The organism is Mesorhizobium sp. M0778 (assembly GCF_040320105.1).
Lineage (GTDB): Bacteria > Pseudomonadota > Alphaproteobacteria > Rhizobiales > Rhizobiaceae > Mesorhizobium.
Genome location: NZ_JAMYPA010000003.1, coordinates 49,445 through 65,836, shown reverse-complemented (window position 1 = coordinate 65,836; position 16,392 = coordinate 49,445). Strand labels below are relative to the sequence as shown.

Below are 16,392 nucleotides of genomic sequence, written 5' to 3'. Positions count from 1 at the left end.
TGAATCTCATTGAGCCCAATTCTTCATTGTGCCCCATTTTTCATTGTGCTCTGCGCCGCCAGGTGTCGGTGGCCACCGCCAGCGCGATCACCACGCCGATAACCACTTGCTGGATGAAGGGCGAGACACCGAGCAGGTTCAGCCCGTTGCGCAGCACGCCGATGATGAGGACGCCGATGGCGGTGCCGCCGATCGAACCGACGCCGCCCGACAGGCTGGCGCCGCCGATAACCACCGCCGCGATGGTGTCGAGCTCGTAGCCAAGGCCGGAGCTCGGCTGGACGGAATCGAGCCGGGCGGCAAGCACGATGCCGGCGAGACCGGCCAGCACGGCGCAGATCGTATAGACCCAGTTTGTCAGCGACCTGACCGGTATGCCGGACAGCCGGGCGACTTCGGCGCTGCCGCCGATTGCGTAGAGGCTGCGGCCGGTGGCGCGATAATTCAGGAAGATCGCGAAAATGACGGCAAGCACGATCATCAGCCCGACGGTGACCGACAGGAAGCCGAAATGGCGGATGATCGACAGGCTGGTGAACCAGTCGGGAAAGCCGACGATCTGCGAGCCGTCGGTGATCATATTGGCGAGACCGCGCGCCACCGACATCATGGCCAGCGTGGCGATGAAGGGCGGCAGCTTGGTGACCGTCACCAGCAGGCCCGAAACCAGCCCGCAAAGGCCGGCGACGACGAGGGCTGCGGCGATGCCGGCCGGCAGGCCGAGATTGAGATAGTCCGGATGGGCGACGAAGCCCATCACCATGGAAGCCAGCGCCAGCACCGAGCCAACGGACAGGTCGATGCCGCCGATCAGGATGACCAGCGTCATGCCGATCGCCATGATGCCGAGTACGGTAACCTGGTCGAGCACGTTGAGGATGTTGCGGATGGTCAGGAACGTATCGGTGGTCAGCGAGAGCGCCAGGCACAGCAGGACCAGCCCGATCAGCGGGCCCATGGTTCCGGCAAAGACAGCCGAAAACTTTGCGCCCGTCGTGGCCTGCGTACCAGAGCCTGCTTTCAACTCGCTTGCGTCGTTGCTCACAGCCACTTCGTCTCCTCCACAGCAATCCGGCGCTGCATCACCGGGCCACTTTGTTCACCAGGCCCCTCCATGTGAACAATTTATCTTTAACATGCAATTTTGTTCAGCTAAACTGTTCGTCGGAAAATTGTCAAGGCCTGCCGTTTCATTCGACGACGGTTTGCGCTGTCCGCCGGTTTGCCTTACGCAAGGTCTCGGAAATCTTGGGCATTTCGAAGTCGCCGGATTGGAATATCATGAGCAGAGCCGGCGGCTGCGGCAAGGCAAACAGATGACGATCGTAGAGAACGAAAGAGCCTCGCGCTTTCCCGACGCCGAACTCAAGGCCCGCGCCGCCTGGCACTATTATGTCGAGGGTCTTACACAGGAGCGGATTTCCGAAATTCTTGGCGTCGGCCGCATCAAGGTACATCGCATTCTCTCAGCCGCCCGCGAAGAGGGTGTCGTCCAGTTTCGCATCCGCGACAGCGTCGTCGAATGCGTGGTTTTGGAGGAAAGCCTCAAGCAGAGGTTCGGGCTCAGCCAGGCTGTTGTGGTGCCGTCGGCTGCCGACCGAAGCAACGCACCGCTGATGATCGGCCACGCCGCCGCCGCCTATCTGGCCGACCATGTGAATGCCGGCGATGTCATTGCGCTGGGCTGGGGGCGGACGCTGAAATTCGCCATCAATGAGTTGCCAAGGCGGCCTATCGCCAGGACCACGGTGGTTTCGATGCTTGGCGGCCTGACCCATGCACAGCCGCTCAACCCGACAGAAAGCGCCTGGGATTTCGCCGAGAAGATCGGTGCGGAGTGCTTCCTGCTGCCGGTGCCGGTCTATGCCGACCGGCCGGAACAGCGCGACGCGTTCATGAGCCAGCGCAGCGTTCAGGACGTTGTCTTCCGTGCACGCCGGGCAAACATTGCCGTGCTCAGCGTCGGCTCGTTTTCCAACGACAGCCCGATCGCCAATTACGGCTTCATCAAGCCAAGCGAACTCGAGGAACTGCAGGCGGCCGGCGCCGTCGGCGATATTCTGTGTCATTTCATCGACGCCGAGGGCCGCCCGGTCGACCACGAGGTGAACCGCCGCGTCTGTGCCTATCCGCTGCAGGATCTGTCGGATATCCCGAGCATCATCCTGGTGTCGGGAGGGCAGGAAAAGATTGCCATCATGCGGGCAGCACTCGCCAACACCAAGGTATCGGTTCTGATCACCGACGAGGATGCGGCAAAGGGGCTGCTCAACCGCTAGTCGCGTTGAGAGCACTCAGCCGCACGTGGATATCGCGCGTCGCTTGATAGAGATCGCGGTAGATTGCCTTGCGGCCGCGATAGCCGGCAACAAGTCCATCGACCGGGTCGACATGCATGGTGGGAGCGGCAGCCATTGCCTTTGCGGCGGCTTCCGGCGAGGCAAACCAGCCGACCGCGGCGGCCGCCAGCATGGCGGCGCCGAGTGCGGCGGCTTCGTTGACCGGCGAAACCGAGATCGGCCGCTCGAGCACGCTTGCCATGATCTGCATGAGGAGTACGCAATTGGTGCCGCCGCCGGCGGCAATCATCGCCGCCTGTCCGCCGGCCTGGGCTTCCATGGCCTCGGTGGCAACGGCCTGCTCGAAGGCGATGCCTTCCAGGACAGCGCGGAAAAGATGCTCCGGCCGGTGGTCGAGCGACAGGCCGACAATGGCGCCACGCGCGGCACCATCCCAATAGGGGCTCATGACGCCGGCCCAATAGGGCATGACGAGCAGGCCCTCGCTGCCAGCGGCAACCTCCAGCGCCGCTTTCTCCAGTGCTGCCGCCGACGGCGAACCGGTCGTGCGGACAATCCAGTCGACCAGTTGCATGCCCGAACGCAGCACTGTCTCCAGCATGAAACCGGAACCGGTCGGCGAGACCAGCGTGCGAAAGGCGTCCGAGGTTTTCACCTTGCCGGAATAGCAGCCGCTGACCACGCCGGAGCCGAGCGAGAGATAGCTCTTGCCTTCGCCGTAGACGCCCATGCCGAGGCCCATCGCCTGGCCGTCCCCAGCGCCGGCAACGACCGGCGTGCCGGCCCTCAGGCCGGTCAGTTGCGCCGCGGTTGCGGAAAGCCCGCCGCAAATTGCGCCCGGCGCGACCAGGTCGGGCAATTGCTCCATCTGCAGTCCGGCGGCCGCAACGAGGCGGGGATGCCAGGTACCTCTCTCGACGTCGAGGAGCCCGAGCGGATCCGCACTTGCGGTGCTGGTGACCAATCGCCCGGTCAGCCGCTGGACGAAGAAACCGTGCACGTCGACCAGTGCCGCTGCCTGGTGAAGCACCTGAGGCTGGTGTTCGGCAAGCCAGGCGATGGCGTAGAGCGCCGGCGTCGGGTCCGGCGGCTTGCCGCTCCAGTCGCGGATCGCCTCGCGGCCGAGTTCGGCCGAAAGCCTGATAACCTGCGGCCGGGCGCGTTCGTCCAGCCACAGGATCGCCGGAATAAGTGGTTTGCCGGCGCTGTCGACCAGCGTGAAGGTCTCGCGCTGGTGGGCAATGGAGATCGCCGCCACGCGGAAAGCGCCGACCGCCTCAGTGACCTGCTTCAATGCGCCAAGCAGCGCCGTCCACCAATGTTCGGCGTCCTGCTCGAAATGGCTGGGCTTCGGATTTGAAAGCGGATAAGTCTCGCGCGCCTGGAACAGCTCCTCGCCGTCGCGGGTGAAGGCAATCGCCTTCACGGCCGTGGTCGAGGCGTCGATCCCGATTACGATATCGTCCATCAGGCGGAGATCCGGCGGGGTCAAGCCGCGTTGGTAGCGAACCGTCCGTCCGACTGATCGAGACGACGGCGGATCTGGGTTATCACCATCGAATCGTCGGGTACACAATTTTCATAGGTCAGGAAATCGCCGATCTTGAGCGGCTTGACCACCTTGGCCCGTTCGGCAAGGCCGAGCGGCAGCGCGCCCCGGGCGCGTGCATCTTCCCATGTCATGGCGAAGCCGCGATAGTCGTTCTCGCCGATCATGCCGAGCGACTGGCCGACGCCAAGATCGCTCTTGGCAACCGCCACCGCCTCGGCGACCGGACGGTCGAGCGGCTCCATGTCGGCCCGTTTGTAGACGACGGCGCGCGCCGCCGACAGCGGCACTTCCAGGCTGGTCAGATGATAGGGCCGGAAGATCGTGAAATAGGGGCCTTTGCCGACCTTGAGGTCGATCATGCGCTCCAGCACGCGCGGATGCTGGGTCTCGATGATGCAGAACACGCCGGGCGCCACGCCCTTGCCGATCGAATAATCGACCACGCCCTTGCGATGCAGCACGCCGCCATCCTCGCGCGGGCAGAGCACGCTGGCGAGCTCCTCCAGCGTTGCGGTTGGGCCGTGCATGCCCGGCACGTCGGGCACCAGGCCGGTGGCATTGGCGATCGCCACCATTTCGATGGCCGTCTTCGAGCCGTCGACGAATTCGACCAGCATGCGCGCATTCATGTTGCGCTCGGCCGCTTCTTTCTCGTAATCGGCCGGCATGGCGTCGATCTTCAGCGGATTGTTCTTGCCCTTGCCGGCGGCGATGATGTTGAAGCCGAGGCTTTTGGCAAAGCCGATGATCTCCAGCGTGCAGGCCGGCTCGTCGCCGGCGGCACCGGTATAGACGACGCCGGCCTTGCGTGCCTCGTCCTTGAGGAAGCGGCCGATCGTGATGTCGGCCTCGACATTGAGCATGACGATGTGCTTGCCGTTCTTCATCACTTCCAGCGCGAACAGCGTGCCGATATTGGGATTGCCCGTCGCGTCGATGATGACGTCGATCCGGCCGGCCGCCGCCAGCGCGTGCAAATCTTCGGTCACCGCAATCTTGCCGGCCTCGATGGCGCGGTCGATCGCCGCCGCATTGCCGGCCTGGACGATGTCGGAACGGTCGTGGCCAGCGAGCAGCGCCGCGTCGATCGCTGCCTGCGGCCTGACCTCGGAAATAGCGCCGATCCGCATGCCCGGCATCAGTGCCACCTGGACGACGATGTCGGTGCCCATCTGACCGGCGCCGGCAAGCCCGATGGTGATCGGCCCCTGCTGTTCAGCGCGCTGCAGAAGTTCCGCTGCAAATTGCGGATGGGACATGTCGCTTCCTCCAGTTCTTGACGCGCCGCAGCGTCCAAATCAACGTTTTGAACATTCCTATTTCCAAATGAAAAATATTTCAACCTGCAATTGGGACATTCCCGCTCTGGAATGGCCGATCGCTTGGGGTCAGCTGCCGGTCAGGGCACGACCTCTGCAGGTAGCCGGACGGCGCCGACCGATGCGGGTTGCTCGACGTTGCCTTGAGGTGGCGCGGTCTCTACCTCAGCTGCCGATCTCGAAGAAGGGCGCGCCGAGCAGGTCGGGAACGACATCGATGCCAAGTCCCGGCCCGTCCGGAATGCCCATGCGGCTGCCCGAGACCGGCGGCATATTGGATGCGGTGCGCACCGTCACCCATTCGTGGAAGGCGATGGCGTGCAGCCGGCGCTCCTCGGGCGTCGACAGCGACAGATGCGCCATGGCCGATGTGTCGATCTCGGCGCCGCCAGTGTCCTCGACGGTGATCATGAAGCCGAGATCGACGGCGAGGTCGCGGATTTGGCGCGTTTTGGTCACTCCTCCGAGCCGCGAGATCTTCAGCGTCAGCCCGTCGGCAGCGCGCTTGCGGTGGATGTCGAGCATGTCGTCCAGCGAGGCGACGGATTCGTCGAGCACCATCGGTTTGTCAAGCGAGCGGCGCACCGACATGCATTCGTCGATCGTCGTGCAGGGCTGTTCGAACGTGTAGTCGATGGTGCGCGTCGCATCCACGAACTGGCGTGCCTGGTAAGGCGTCCAGCCGGCATTGGCGTCGCAGAAGATGACGGTGCCCTTCGGCACCGCGGCGGCGACGGCTGTGACGCGTTCGATGTCGTCATGGACGTTGCCGCCGACCTTGACCTGCAGTCGATGAAAGCCGTCTTTGACGATGCGCTTGGCAAGTGCAGCCATCGCGTCGACCGTGCCATGGGTGACGACCTTGTAGAGTTCGGCCGTCTCGCTCTCGCGTCCGCCAAGCAACGTAACCAGCGGCACGTCGGCGGCGCGCGCCGCGAGATCCGAGCATGCCATGTCGAGCGCCGACTTGACGTAGGGATGGCCCTTGAACACCGTATCCATGAGCCTGTTGATCCCGGCAAGCCCGCGTGGGTCATGGCCCATGAGATGCGGCGCGATCTCGACGACGCCGGCGCGCGTGCCGGCGGCGAACGCCGGTGAATAAAAATTGCCGAGCGGCGCCATCTCGCCCCAGCCGGTGAGCCCGCTATCTGCGATGACGGCGACAATCACCGCGTCGAACGCATCGGCGACGCGCCCCTTGGACATACGATAAGGCCCGTCAACGAAGGGCTGCACGACATGGTAGGCTTTGATGGTTTTGATCTGCACGTTTTCTGTCCGTTGCCTATGTTCCGGGATGACCCGCCAAACTTGTCGGTTTCAACCGCCTTCGGGCCGGCCGCTACGATCGGCACCGGCGCCCTTTGAGCCGCGCTCTTCCAGCCCGCGCGCATAGGCGAGCAGTTCCTCGAAATCCAAATCGATATGCTCCTTGGCGTGGCGCTGGGCAGCGCGCATGTCGCTGCCCTGGAGCAACTGCACATAGGTTTCGTGAGCGTCTTCGGCAGGCACCGGCTCGTTGCGGGCCCGCTGGTGCAGCGCAAAATACATCTGCAGCCGGCTGGCCAGCCGCTGCCAGGTTTCCAGCAGCACCGAGTTGTCGGCCCATTCGTGGATCAGTCCATGCAGTTGCAGCGCCGTTTCGATCTGCCGCGTCGTGTCCAACTCGCGCGTCGCCTGCTTCACCGCCGCATGCCGCCGGTCGATCTCGTCGAAGAAGCGCTGGTCGCGAAGCGGCCAGGTCCGCTCGATGGCGAATTCGTCCAGCACCTTGTTGAGCGAATAGGCATCGTCGATGTCCTTGGCGGTAACGTCGATGACGAAGGTTCCGGCGTAGGGGATGCTGGTCAGGATGCCTTCCTGCACCAGCTCGCGCATCGCCTCACGCAGCGGCGCACGACTCACCCGCATCTGCTCGGAAATCCTGAGTTCGTTGAGTTTTTGTCCTGGCTCTAACTGGCCGGTCAGGATCGCGCGCCGGAGCAGCGCCACGATCTCGGCCCGGCGTGTCGTATCCGCGATCGGACTGAAATCCAGCTTCGCCATTCGGTGCTCCAGGAGACCAAAAGCTACACAAGCAGATTGTCGACAATCTAACAAGAGGGTAATTGCGGGTTCAGGTTCTCCGCTGGCCTGCAGCTTGCGGCAGATGGGTACGTCACGGCCCGCTCTATTTGCGCCTTGATGGCTCCTGCCAAGGCCGAGTGCGCCGATGAGGCCAATCTTGCCGACCCTGCTCAGCAAGAAAACGGCGCCCTCGGCGTGGGAGCCGAGGGCGCCGCGGGACCGGACCTGATGGGGGTTATCAGGTGGCCGGTTTCTGGGGTAGCGGCGAGACCGGCATTCCCGGGCCGATCTTCTGCAGATTGCCGGTGATCACCTGGTCGCCTTCGGCTACGCCGCTCAAGATGGCCACCTGATCGCCATTGGTCGGTCCGAGCGAAACGATGCGCTGGTCGACGGTGTTGTCCTTGCCGACGACATAGAGGTATTTGCCGAGCTGGCCTGAGCCGAGTGCCGTCTGCGGCACCATCAGCGCATCGGGCTGCTCTTTGACGTGCAGCCGGACGCGGACATACTGCCCGGGCAGCAGCGTGAATTTGCCGTTGCCGACCGTCGCCCGTGCCGTGATCGTGCCGGTCGAGCGATCGATTGTGTTGTCCATGAAGGTAAGATCGCCCTTCTGGCGCGGTTCGGTTTCACCGGGAAGCAGGACGTCGACACTGATCGGTCCCGCAGCCCGAGCTTCCTCGATCTGGGTCAGGTCCGTTTCGCTCGGATTGAAGGTGACGTAGATCGGATCGAGCTGCACCAGCGAGTTGAGCACCGTGCCGGCAACGCTGACCAGCGTTCCGACGGAAGCCTGGCTGCGTCCGATGCGTCCCGCGAACGGGGCACGGATTTCGGTATAGCTCAAATTGAGCTCGGCGGTCCGCAAGGCGGCTTGGTTCACGGCGAGCGAGGCCTGAGCCTCGCGCAAGGTGCTGGTGCGCTGGTCGAACACGTCCTTGGCGAGATAGCCGCTCTTGGCGAGCTCGCTGCCGCGCCCGAGATTGGAGCGCGCATAGTCGAGTGTTGCCGTGTCGCGCTGGATAAGCGCCTTCGCCTGCTCGAGGGCAGCCTGGAAATCCTCCGGGGCGATCTTGTAGAGAAGGTCGCCCTTCGCAACGTCGCTGCCGTCGGTGGCGACCTGCTCCTGTAGATAGCCCGGCACGCGCGCCTGCAGCGTGATGCTGCGGATCGGCTCCACCCGAGCGGCATAGTCGAGATAGATCGGGATCGTCTTCTTGACGACGCTCACCACCGGCACCGGCATGACAAAGGCTTCCGGCTTGGGTGTTGCCGCCCCGGCTGTGCCGGCGTTGAGGCTGAGACTGCCCATGTCGAGCAAGTGAACGCTCGCCATCGAAATCGCCCCAAGGGCGACGGCCGTTCCCAGCGCGATTTTCCATTTACGCATGATCGATTCTCCAGTCCTATTCAGCCGCTTCGGCCAATGGCTCGAAGGCGGGTTCGGCGGTTGGTTGTTCAGTCGTTTCGGAGACCGGTTCGCTCTCGCTGCGGCGCTCGCGCAGCTGCTCGATCACCGCATAGAAGACCGGCACGAACACCAGCGACAGAATGGTCGCCGCGACCATGCCGCCAAAGACGGTGGTGCCGATCGACTGCCGGCTTGCGGCACCCGCACCTGTGGCGAACATCAGCGGCAGCACGCCGAGGATGAAGGCGAAGGCGGTCATCAGGATCGGCCGCAGCCGCAGCCGCGCCGCTTCCATCGCGGCGTCGACGATGCTGAGGCCTTCTTCGCGCCGGCGCCGGGCAAACTCGACGATCAGAATCGCGTTCTTGGCCGCCAGTCCGATCAGCATGACGAAGCCGATCTGCGAGTAGACGTCGATCTGCATGCCGCGCAGCCACAGCACGACGAACGCACCGAACAATGCGAGCGGCACCGCCAGCAGCACCATGAACGGCATCGCCCAGCTCTCATATTGCGCGGCAAGGATGAGGAAAACGAAGACGATGGCGAGGCCGAAGACGACGGATGCGATCGATCCCGCCTTGAGCTCCTGATAGGTGATGCCGGTCCATTCGTAGCCGAAATCTCTCGGCAACGCCGTGGCAGCGGCACGTTCCATTGCCGCCACCGCCTGACCGGACGAAAAGCCGGGGGCGGCGCCGCCATTGATCAGGGCCGACGCATTGTTGTTGTAGTGCGGCACGGTCTCGGGGCCGACGATGGGCACAAGCTTGCCCAGCGTGCTCAGCGGCACCATGCCACCCGACGCATTGCGGACATAGAGCCGCGAAATGTCGGCCGGACCGGCTCGAGAGTCCTTGTCGGCCTGGATCGTCACCCGGAAGGTGCGGCCAAACAGGTTGAAGTCGTTCACATAAAGCGAGCCGAGATAGATCTGCAGCGTGTTGAAGACGTCCGGCAGGTTGAGCCCGAGCAGCTTTGCCTTGGCGCGATCGAGATCGTAGTTGAACTGCGGCGTCGAGGTCGAGAACGACGAGAACAATTGCTGTGGGTTGAGCTCCGGCTGCTTGCGCGCCTCGGCAATCACAGCTTGCGTCGCATCGTTGAGCGCCACGCTGCCGCGGCCGGTCAGATCTTCGACCTGGAACTCGAAGCCACCGGTGGTGCCGATGCCCGGGATCGACGGCGGGTCGAAGCTCAGCGCAAAAGCCTCCGGAATTTGCAGCAGCTTGTTGCGCACGTCGGCGACGAGCTTCGAGGCGCTCTGGTCGGGACCGCGTTCGTCCCATGGCTTCAGGATGGCGAATTCGACCGCCGAGTTCGACTGCGCGGCACTGGTCAGGAAGTTCAAGCCGCTGATCGAGCCGACAATGTCGACGCCGGGCGTGTTCTGCAGGATGTCGCGTGCCTTTTGCGCCACTGCATCGGTGCGTTCCAGCGAGGCCCCGTCGGGGAGCTGGATAACGACGAAGAAGTAGCCCTGGTCCTCGACCGGAAGGAAGGTCGAGGGCAGGCGCTGCCAGACGAAATAGGTCGCGACAAGTCCGGCCGCGAACAGGCCAAGCATGATCCAGCGCAGACGGATGAGAATGCGCACGCCATTCGCATACGCATGCGACAGCCGTTCGAAGCCCATGTTGAACCAGCGGAACAGCACGAACTGCGTTTCAGGCCGGTGGCGCAGGAACGCCGCGCTGAGCGCCGGAGTAAGCGTGAGCGAGACAAAGGCCGAGATGCCGAAGGAGATCGCGACCGTCAGGGCAAACTGGTTGTAGAGCCGGCCGGAAACGCCGGGGATGAAGGCAACCGGCACAAACACGGCCATCAGCACGGCGGTCGTGGCGATGATCGGTCCGGTGACCTCGGCCATCGCCGTACGCGTGGCAGCCAGCGGTTTGAGGCCGGCCTCGAGCTGGCGTTCGACATTCTCGACGACGACGATAGCGTCGTCGACGACGAGGCCGATCGCCAGCACCATGCCGAGCAGGCTGAGCATGTTCAGGGAGAAGCCGAACATGTACATGACGACTAATGTCGACACCAGCGACACCGGAATCGCGATCGTCGGGATGATCGTGGTGCGCCAGCTTTGCAGGAAGATGAACACCACCGCGACGACCAGGACCAGCGCCTCGCCGAGCGTGATCAGCACGTCATGCATAGACGCCGATACGAAACGTGTCGTATCGTAATGCATGGCATAGCTGACCCCCTTCGGGAAGCGGGCCGACAGCTCCTGCATCTTGTCCTTGACGCGCTGCTGCAGATCGAGCGCGTTGGAGCCCGGCATCTGGTAGACCGCGAGCACCACCGTCGGGTCCTTGCCGAAGAAGGCCGACGACGAATATTGCAGCGCGCCGAGCTCGATGCGCGCAACGTCGCGGAGCCGCACCAACGAGCCGTTGGCGGTATTGGCCCGCACGACGATGTCGCCGAACTCCTTGGGGTCGCTCAGCCTGCCGACGGCGTTGACCTGCATCTCGAAAGCGGTGCCGGCCGGAGCCGGCGATTGCCCGATCTTGCCGGCCGCCACCTGGACGTTCTGCTCGGCGACGGCGTTCTGCACGTCGACGGCGGTGATGCCGAGATTGGCGAGCTTGTCGGGATCGAGCCAAACGCGCATCGAATAGCGCCGCTCGCCGAAGATCTGCACGTCGCCGACGCCAGGCAGGCGCTTCAGCGGATCGACCACCTGCAGGTAGGCGAGATTGCTCAAAGTGACTGGGTTGACGGAGCCGTCCGGGGAGGTGAGGTCGACGATCAGGACGAAGTTCGGGTTCTGTTTCTTGATCGTCACGCCGCCCTGGTTGACGATGGCCGGCAACGAGGAAGCCGCCTGCGAAACGCGGTTCTGGACGTCGACGGCGGCGGTGCTCAGGGAATAGCCGACCTCGAAAGTGATGGTGATCGTCGAGGAGCCGTCATTGGAGCTCGACGACGACATATAGGTCATGCCCTGAACGCCGTTGATCTGCTGTTCGAGCGGCGTCGTCACCGTGTCGGCGACAACCTGCGCGCTGGCGCCCGGGTAGTGTGCGCTGACCACGACCTGGGGCGGCGTGATGTCGGGAAACTGCGAGACGGGCAGCAGAAAATAACAAATGCCCCCGGCGAGCACCATGATGATGGCGATCGCCGACGCAAAGATCGGACGATGAATGAAGAAGTTTACCATGAGATGCACGCCTCGCCCGATGCTCTGGCCCGGCCAAAGGCCCTGGCCACCCTGGACAGTCGCCGGCTGCGCGTTGAGCCGGAATCTTCGAGAAAGCCGAAATCTTGCAGCGGGCGACGCGGCGCGTTGCGGCGCTCGGCCTGCTCGTCCGCCAGCGCACGCAGCATCGCCTCGAAAGACCGCGGGTCGACGCGGTCGGCCTTCATCAGCATGCGGATCATCGGATCCTTCACGACTTCATCGATCGTCAGATCATTGCGCTGCGACATCGAAGCGGCTCCTGGTTTTTGGCGATCCGCGGCAGGCCGCGGATCGGGTGTTCTCTTGCTCGCCGGCCGAGGCCGTAAGGTGCGGTTCGTCCCCTTGCCGATTGGGCGGGGCTGATGGCCGGCACTTGCGAGTTTGACATGATGCAATGCGGGTGTTACAGGTAAGTAACATCTCTAACGTTACAGACCGGTAACACCCTAGTCAAGAGGTGCACCGAGGGAATTTCGGGAAACGCAATCACGGAGGTTTTGATGACAGACGGTGTTGTGGAGCGTGTTCGCCCCCGGGACAGGATCCTGGAGACGGCACGGGACATGTTTCACAAGCATGGCATTCGCGGCGTCGGCATCGACGCCATCACCGAGGCCGCCGGTACCAACAAGATGACGCTCTACCGGCATTTCGAGTCCAAGGACGACCTGATCATCGAATGTCTGCGGGCGACCGCCTGCAGCGCCAACGCGATGTGGGAAAAGTTCGAGGCCGAGAATCCGGGCGACAAACTGGCGCAGCTGCACGCCTGGGTCCGGATGGCGGCCGATTGCCTGATGTCGGATCGTCGCGGTTGCGACATGGCCAACGCCGCCATCGAGCTGAGCGAGACCGATCATCCGGCAAGGCAAGTGATCAAGGAACTCAAGGAAGCGCAGCGCGAGCGGCTGGTCTCCCTGTGTCGCGATGCAGGCATCGGCCAGGCCGAACTTCTCGCCGACACGCTGTCGCTTCTGCTCGAGGGCGCCCGTGTCAGCCTGCAAAGCGTTGGCGCCGAGGGCCCGAGCGCGCAGTTCGTCCGCATGGCGGAAGGCCTGATCACTTCTTTCAGGGCCAGATAGTCTCGCAAGCGGCGAAACCATTGACAGCTCGTTGGTTACGAGCCGCGCCGCCGAGCGCTCTTTCGTCCCATTCGGATGTGTCGTCACCACACTTCTCCGTCTGCCGCCGCGCCATTCCTTGCGCGGCGTATTGCTTGTTGGTTGTGAGGCAAGATAGGGCCGGCAGCGAATTGGTGAGAGTGACAAGTGTGACAGGATTCCGCCCGGAAAAGCCGTGGCGATCTCAGCGAAGGCCCATCGATTCGCGGATCGATACTCGTCCCGGTGATGGCCCCAGCCTTGGCCGATACCTCGGAGCTGGAACGAAAAAAGCCCGCTGCCGGGAGGAGGTGGCAGCGGGCTCGATTTCGAATACGGCACGGGAGGAGGTGTACCGCACTCAGCGTCGGCATCGCATCTGGGAGGAGTAGATGGCCGACACCTCCGAAAGTATCGATTGCCCAATGATTCGGCAACCACAAAAGTTGCATAGCTGATGTGCAGATTTGCGGTATCAGCCGAATTTTAACGATCGAGGCCGAGCGAACATCGCCCTCGCGCGGCATCACTGCACCGGGACATTTTCCTTGAAGATCAGGCGCGGCTCGATGAATTTCCGCGTCAGATAGGGCGCCGACGAGGCAATCGAGCCGAGCAGGCGAATGACCGACTGTTCCGCGATCAGCCGCGCATTCTGGTCGATGACGACGTCGAGCAGATCGTCGACAAGATAGCCGCGCGTTTCGCGCGTCAGGTCATGGCAGATGAACACCGGCTTCTTCTGCGGCCTGGCTTCGAGCAATGCTTTTGCCACGCCCGAGCGCCCGGCGCCGATACAGTAGATGCCGAGCAGCTCCGGCTGGTTGTGCAGCGCCTTCATGGTCGCGGTATAACTGACCTCCGGCTCGTCGTTGATCTCGACGGCACTGGTGACGGTCAGATTGGGGAACTCCTCGCCGAGCACCGAGCGAAAGCCCATTTCACGTTCCTCGTGGCCGCGATAGGAACGTGAGCCGACCACCATCGCCAGATGGCCTTGGCGGCCGCCGAGGAACCGTCCCATCAGCAGCGCCGCGGTACGGCCGGCCACCCGGTTGTCGATGCCGACATAGGCCGAGCGGGGCGCGCCGGGAACGTCGGACACCAGCGTGACCAGGCGGATGCCGGCCTCGACGATCTCGCGCAAGATGTTGCGCGTTCTCGGATGATCGATGGCGATGACGCCGACACCGTTCGCCTTGAGCGAGAGGTTTTCGACGGCCCCTTGTAAGGCGCTCGGCGAGATCCCGGCGAGCTTGTGGATGCGGCAGGAGGCGACCAGCGGCAGGCGCGCCGCATAATCCTCGATGTGCCTGGCCAGATCGGCCATGAAGGCATTGCTGCCGATCGGCAGGAAGAATTCGAGATGTGCCGGCCGTGAGGGCAACGCGACCTGGTCGACAACCGGCAGATAGCCGAGCTGCTTGGCTGCCTCCATCACGCGCTGCCGGTTGGCGGCACTCGCCCCCGGCCGGTTGTTGAGCACACGGTCGACCGTCGCGGTCGACAGGCCGCAGCTCCTGGCAATATCCGAAACGGTGGCTTTCATCTCGCAACCATGTGGCGATGCGATCCAGTGCCTCGGCGGTCAGCCGGCGGTCAGTCGTGCCGCTTTGTGCGCTCGACCAGCGCGTCGTGGATCTCCTTGTCCGACATGCCGGTGATGACGCGTTCGACTTCGGCGACGCTGGTCTTCTTCGGGTCGATATCGTCGGCGACCACCTTGCCGCGGCGCATGACGACGATGCGGTCGACCACCTGGAAGACGTGGTGGATGTTGTGGGCGATGAAGATGCAGGAATGGCCGGAATCGCGGGCGCTGCGCACGAAGCTTAGAACGCCTTGCGTTTCGGCGACGCCGAGATTGTTGGTCGGCTCGTCGAGGATGATGAGGTCGCTGTCGAAATGCATGGCGCGTGCAATCGCCACCGCCTGCCGCTCGCCGCCGGAGAGCGAGCCGATCGGCGTCGTCGGCGGAATGTTCTTCGAGATGCCGACCTGCTTGAGCAGGTCGCGGGCAACCACGTTCATCGCCTCCTGGTCCATGCGGTTGAGGAAACGCGGCGGCTTGATCGGCTCGCGTCCAAGGAACAGGTTGCGGGCGATCGACAGTTGCGTCACCAGCGCCGAGTCCTGGTAGATCGTCTCGATGCCGTGGGCGATGGCGTCGCTGGTGCTGCGCAAATTTACCCTCTTGCCGCGGATGAAGATGTCGCCGCTGGTCAGCGGGACCGCGCCCGACAGCACCTTGATCAGCGTCGACTTGCCGGCGCCATTGTCGCCGAGCAGTCCGACGATCTCCCTTTCGTTGACATGGAAATTGGCATCAACCAGCGCCTGAACGCGGCCATAGGACTTGCGGATGTTCGTCATGCGGATCAGCGGCTCGACCATCGTCTCAAGTCCCTGCCTGATGCCGGCGTTCCAGCCAGGAGTGGAGCGCCATCATGCCGAGGATGATAGCGCCGATGAAGATGTTGTAGGCAAGGCCCGGCACACCGATCAGCACGATGCCGTTGCGCATCACGCGCAGGATCAGGATACCGAGCACTGTGCCGATGATGGTGCCGCGCCCGCCGGTCAGCGCCGTACCGCCGATCACCACCATGGCGATGACTTCGAGCTCGTAGCCGGTGCCGCTGTTGGGGTTGGCCGCCGAGGTGCGCAGCGAGCTGATGACGCCGGCAAGCGAGGCCAGGATCGACGACAGGATGAACAGGCCGATCTTGACGCCGCTGACATTGACGCCGCGCGCCCTTGCGGCACTCGGGTTGCCGCCGGCCGCCTGGATCCAGTTGCCGATCCGGCTCTGCGTCAGCACGTAGCCGAGCGCGACGGCGGCCGCGATGAACCAGAACAGCGACATATAGATACGGAACGGCCCGATGAAGAAATCGCCGACCAGGGCTTCCGCCAGCCAGCTCCCCTCGGCGCTCCAGGTCCGCTGCGGAAACCCGTTGGTGACGAACAAAGCGGTGCCGCGCACCACCAGCAGCATGCCCAGCGTCACCAGGAAGGACGGGATCTTGAGCTGCGTCACGAACCAGCCATTGACCAGCCCGATGAAGGCGGCAACCACCAGGGCAACGGCGAAGGCGGCTTCGAGCGAGGTGAGACCGCTGTTGAACAGCGTCCACATCAGGACCGGCGAGAAGCCGAACACCGAGCCGACCGAGAGGTCGAATTCGCCCGATGTCATCAGCAGTGTCATCGCCAGCGCGATCAGCCCGAGTTCGACCGTGAAGGCCAGCGTGTTCGAGATGTTCTGCGGCGACAGGAAGTCGTGATTGATGCCCCAGAACACGGCAATCTCGACGACAAGCAGCACGAAAGGCCCGAACTCTGGCCGCGCGATCGAGCGTTGGATAAGGGAACGATTTTCCACCTTGGACCCGCGATAGGATTGGAACTGGCCGAGACGGCAACCGGCTTCGGCGGAAT

13 protein-coding genes are annotated in these 16,392 nt (G+C 63.6%); 2 read left to right on the top strand and 11 right to left on the bottom strand.

Features of this window, described 5'->3' with window-relative positions; genetic code table 11:
- Positions 1 to 40: 40 nt before the first annotated feature.
- On the bottom strand, positions 41 to 1,024 hold the full coding sequence (locus NKI22_RS05915; protein WP_198030454.1) for an ABC transporter permease: 984 nt from the start codon (positions 1,022 to 1,024) through the stop codon (positions 41 to 43).
- A 292-nt stretch (positions 1,025 to 1,316) separates the two neighbouring features.
- Here NKI22_RS05915 and NKI22_RS05910 point away from each other — a divergent pair, with 292 nt between their 5' ends.
- Positions 1,317 to 2,279, top strand: a complete 963-nt coding sequence (locus tag NKI22_RS05910; protein ID WP_031193335.1) for a sugar-binding transcriptional regulator — start codon at positions 1,317 to 1,319, stop codon at positions 2,277 to 2,279.
- Here NKI22_RS05910 and NKI22_RS05905 read toward each other — a convergent pair.
- The 7 genes from NKI22_RS05905 to NKI22_RS05875 form a co-directional block, all read right to left on the bottom strand.
- Complete coding sequence (locus NKI22_RS05905) at positions 2,269 to 3,768, bottom strand: xylulokinase (protein ID WP_023716796.1); 1,500 nt, start codon at positions 3,766 to 3,768, stop codon at positions 2,269 to 2,271. The two genes, NKI22_RS05910 and NKI22_RS05905, sit on opposite strands and share 11 nt — an antisense overlap.
- Before the next feature lie 20 nt (positions 3,769 to 3,788).
- Positions 3,789 to 5,111, bottom strand: a complete 1,323-nt coding sequence (locus NKI22_RS05900; protein WP_023716797.1) for an NAD(P)H-dependent oxidoreductase — start codon at positions 5,109 to 5,111, stop codon at positions 3,789 to 3,791.
- Between the two features lie 225 nt (positions 5,112 to 5,336).
- A complete protein-coding gene (locus NKI22_RS05895; RefSeq protein ID WP_352484096.1) occupies positions 5,337 to 6,443 on the bottom strand; it encodes a mandelate racemase/muconate lactonizing enzyme family protein in 1,107 nt (368 codons plus the stop codon).
- 51 nt (positions 6,444 to 6,494) lie between these two features.
- On the bottom strand, positions 6,495 to 7,220 hold the full coding sequence (locus tag NKI22_RS05890; protein WP_023716799.1) for a GntR family transcriptional regulator: 726 nt from the start codon (positions 7,218 to 7,220) through the stop codon (positions 6,495 to 6,497).
- Between the two features lie 259 nt (positions 7,221 to 7,479).
- The gene (locus tag NKI22_RS05885; RefSeq protein WP_352639057.1) at positions 7,480 to 8,634 is read right to left on the bottom strand and encodes an efflux RND transporter periplasmic adaptor subunit; all 1,155 of its coding nucleotides are present in this window, start codon (positions 8,632 to 8,634) and stop codon (positions 7,480 to 7,482) included.
- A gap of 16 nt (positions 8,635 to 8,650) precedes the next feature.
- Positions 8,651 to 11,830 (bottom strand): efflux RND transporter permease subunit, encoded by a 3,180-nt coding sequence (locus NKI22_RS05880; RefSeq protein ID WP_023716801.1) that lies wholly within the window; start codon positions 11,828 to 11,830, stop codon positions 8,651 to 8,653.
- Positions 11,824 to 12,099 (bottom strand): hypothetical protein, encoded by a 276-nt coding sequence (locus tag NKI22_RS05875; protein WP_023716802.1) that lies wholly within the window; start codon positions 12,097 to 12,099, stop codon positions 11,824 to 11,826. The genes NKI22_RS05880 and NKI22_RS05875 overlap by 7 nt, the downstream gene beginning before the upstream one ends.
- Before the next feature lie 252 nt (positions 12,100 to 12,351).
- On the opposite strand from NKI22_RS05875, the gene NKI22_RS05870 reads away from it, so the two are divergent.
- Complete coding sequence (locus tag NKI22_RS05870; RefSeq protein WP_023716803.1) at positions 12,352 to 12,933, top strand: TetR/AcrR family transcriptional regulator; 582 nt, start codon at positions 12,352 to 12,354, stop codon at positions 12,931 to 12,933.
- Between the two features lie 544 nt (positions 12,934 to 13,477).
- Here NKI22_RS05870 and NKI22_RS05865 read toward each other — a convergent pair.
- Genes NKI22_RS05865 through NKI22_RS05855 form a run of 3 tightly spaced genes read right to left on the bottom strand, consistent with a single transcriptional unit; the run spans position 13,478 to position 16,336 of the window.
- On the bottom strand, positions 13,478 to 14,500 hold the full coding sequence (locus NKI22_RS05865) for a LacI family DNA-binding transcriptional regulator (protein ID WP_352810320.1): 1,023 nt from the start codon (positions 14,498 to 14,500) through the stop codon (positions 13,478 to 13,480).
- Positions 14,501 to 14,550: 50 nt separating this feature from the next.
- Positions 14,551 to 15,345 carry an ATP-binding cassette domain-containing protein gene (locus NKI22_RS05860; RefSeq protein ID WP_023716805.1) on the bottom strand — a complete coding sequence of 265 codons (795 nt, stop codon included), beginning with the start codon at positions 15,343 to 15,345 and terminating at the stop codon, positions 14,551 to 14,553.
- A 4-nt stretch (positions 15,346 to 15,349) separates the two neighbouring features.
- Positions 15,350 to 16,336 carry an ABC transporter permease gene (locus NKI22_RS05855; RefSeq protein ID WP_352493998.1) on the bottom strand — a complete coding sequence of 329 codons (987 nt, stop codon included), beginning with the start codon at positions 16,334 to 16,336 and terminating at the stop codon, positions 15,350 to 15,352.
- Positions 16,337 to 16,392: the final 56 nt, after the last annotated feature.

Bases quoted from the DNA above. Each gene is read 5' to 3' on its own strand.
- NKI22_RS05865 (WP_352810320.1), bottom strand. From the start codon at position 14,500: ATGAAAGCCACCGTTTCGGATATTGCCAGGAGCTGCGGCCTGTCGACC.
- NKI22_RS05880 (WP_023716801.1), bottom strand. From the start codon at position 11,830: ATGGTAAACTTCTTCATTCATCGTCCGATCTTTGCGTCGGCGATCGCC.
- NKI22_RS05875 (WP_023716802.1), bottom strand. From the start codon at position 12,099: ATGTCGCAGCGCAATGATCTGACGATCGATGAAGTCGTGAAGGATCCG.
- NKI22_RS05905 (WP_023716796.1), bottom strand. From the start codon at position 3,768: ATGGACGATATCGTAATCGGGATCGACGCCTCGACCACGGCCGTGAAG.
- NKI22_RS05890 (WP_023716799.1), bottom strand. From the start codon at position 7,220: ATGGCGAAGCTGGATTTCAGTCCGATCGCGGATACGACACGCCGGGCC.
- NKI22_RS05910 (WP_031193335.1), top strand. From the start codon at position 1,317: ATGACGATCGTAGAGAACGAAAGAGCCTCGCGCTTTCCCGACGCCGAA.
- NKI22_RS05885 (WP_352639057.1), bottom strand. From the start codon at position 8,634: ATGCGTAAATGGAAAATCGCGCTGGGAACGGCCGTCGCCCTTGGGGCG.
- NKI22_RS05870 (WP_023716803.1), top strand. From the start codon at position 12,352: ATGACAGACGGTGTTGTGGAGCGTGTTCGCCCCCGGGACAGGATCCTG.
- NKI22_RS05860 (WP_023716805.1), bottom strand. From the start codon at position 15,345: ATGGTCGAGCCGCTGATCCGCATGACGAACATCCGCAAGTCCTATGGC.
- NKI22_RS05900 (WP_023716797.1), bottom strand. From the start codon at position 5,111: ATGTCCCATCCGCAATTTGCAGCGGAACTTCTGCAGCGCGCTGAACAG.